The following is a 931-nucleotide window of genomic DNA, read 5'->3' as shown; positions in this document are numbered from 1 at the left end:
GCGCCCAATGAATGATCGTCTTCCCTCTTCCTATCCTTACCAAATTTCGGACGGCATGAAAAGCGACTTGCAAATCATCGGCACACGCTTGAATGCAAATGTCCCCACCGCTCCATGAATCCTCCAACGCATCCAAAGGGAACTTGGGCAGATCCTTCAATTCAGCAGGTTTTTTCGAGTTCAAGCCAAACCGGTCTTTTCCATCCTTTGAAAACAGGGTCGGACCGACGCCAAACGTAATCGTTAAATTGGATGGTGATAATTCCTTCGCTTCCCCTGTGTCCTTTGGAGGCATATTCGCATTTAGGGATGCTTCCCCCACCAAGTTTCCCGCTGTCATCTGGGCCGCGGCCTCCGTCCAATCCTTAAATAACTGAATTAAGTCAGATCTTTTATCCGTAGTGACCTCCAATGAAGCGAAATACAGGTTATCCTGCGTTTCGGTCGTGATTCCAGCTTGATGCGCTCCATAAAAAGGGACAATATCCTTCGTTTGTCCCTTCGCCCTTGAATCGGAGAGCGTCAGCAGCCCGCCAATTCCAGATGCTCCTATCACGACTCCGATTCCGCCGACCCCTGCCGTTTTCAACATATTGCGGCGACTCACTTTTTTAGTGAAAAGCCCGATTTTATCATTCGGCGTATTTTCCTTCAATTACGATTCCTCCGTTACAATCCCTATTTGCGAAAGTGGTTCAGCCAAGGCATCAATCGCTTGACTTAGCTCTTTAACTTCGGATTCCTTTAAATCCGTATAGGAGATGTATCCATCGCCTTCTTTGTGCTTTTCAAGCAGGGCGTATACTTCGTCAAAACGCTGTTGGATTTCCTCGGCAAGCTTTGCATCCTTTTCTTTTAACGCTGGAGTAAGCAGTTCAAAAATCTTTTCTGCCCCTTCAACATTGGCCACGAAATCATATAAATCTGTATG

The 931-nt window shown here is 46.7% G+C and carries 2 protein-coding genes; both read right to left on the bottom strand.

All coding sequences use genetic code 11. The features are described from left to right. A partial coding sequence (locus CVN76_RS01135; protein ID WP_232732042.1) for a Dyp-type peroxidase domain-containing protein occupies positions 1–655 on the bottom strand: 655 nt, incomplete at its 3' end. Next, positions 656–931: EfeM/EfeO family lipoprotein (locus CVN76_RS01130; RefSeq protein WP_198512405.1), on the bottom strand; the 276-nt coding region annotated here is incomplete at its 5' end.

It is taken from the genome of Bacillus sp. mrc49 (assembly GCF_002803435.1).
This window is presented reverse-complemented; position numbering and strand designations above follow the sequence as displayed.